Source organism: Streptomyces desertarenae (genome assembly GCF_042681365.1).
Classification (GTDB): domain Bacteria; phylum Actinomycetota; class Actinomycetes; order Streptomycetales; family Streptomycetaceae; genus Streptomyces; species Streptomyces desertarenae.
This window is the reverse complement of the sequence record NZ_JBHUFU010000058.1, coordinates 1-553: the sequence shown is the minus strand read 5'-3', so window position 1 is coordinate 553 and position 553 is coordinate 1. Positions and strand designations below refer to the sequence as shown.

Genomic DNA, 553 nt, shown 5'->3' with positions numbered 1-553 from the left:
AGCGAAATTCCTTGTCGGGTAAGTTCCGACCTGCACGAATGGCGTAACGACTTCTCGACTGTCTCAACCATAGGCCCAGCGAAATTGAATTCCCCGTGAAGATGCGGGGTTCCCGCGGTCAGACGGAAAGACCCTATGAACCTTTACTGCAGCTTCGCTTTGGCGTTAGCGGCAACATGTGTAGGATAGGTGGGAGGCTATGAACCCGGGGCGCCAGCTCCGGTGGAGCCAACCTTGAAATACCACCCTTGTTGCCGCTGACGTCTAACCGAGGCCCGTTATCCGGGTCCGGGACATAGCGTGGCGGGCAGTTTGACTGGGGCGGTCGCCTCCCAAAGTGTAACGGAGGCGCGCGATGGTGGGCTCAGAGCGGTCGGAAATCGCTCGTCGAGTGCAATGGCATAAGCCCGCCTGACTGCGAGACTGACAAGTCGAGCAGAGACGAAAGTCGGCCATAGTGATCCGGTGGTTCTGTATGGAAGGGCCGTCGCTCAACGGATAAAAGGTACCCCGGGGATAACAGGCTGATCTTCCCCAAGAGTCCATATCGACG

At 57.9% G+C, this 553-nt stretch carries 1 rRNA gene; it reads left to right on the top strand.

Annotation, left to right across the window (positions count from 1 at the left end):
• Nucleotides 1–553: ribosomal RNA gene (locus ACFSJS_RS27940) — 23S ribosomal RNA — on the top strand; the annotation flags it as partial.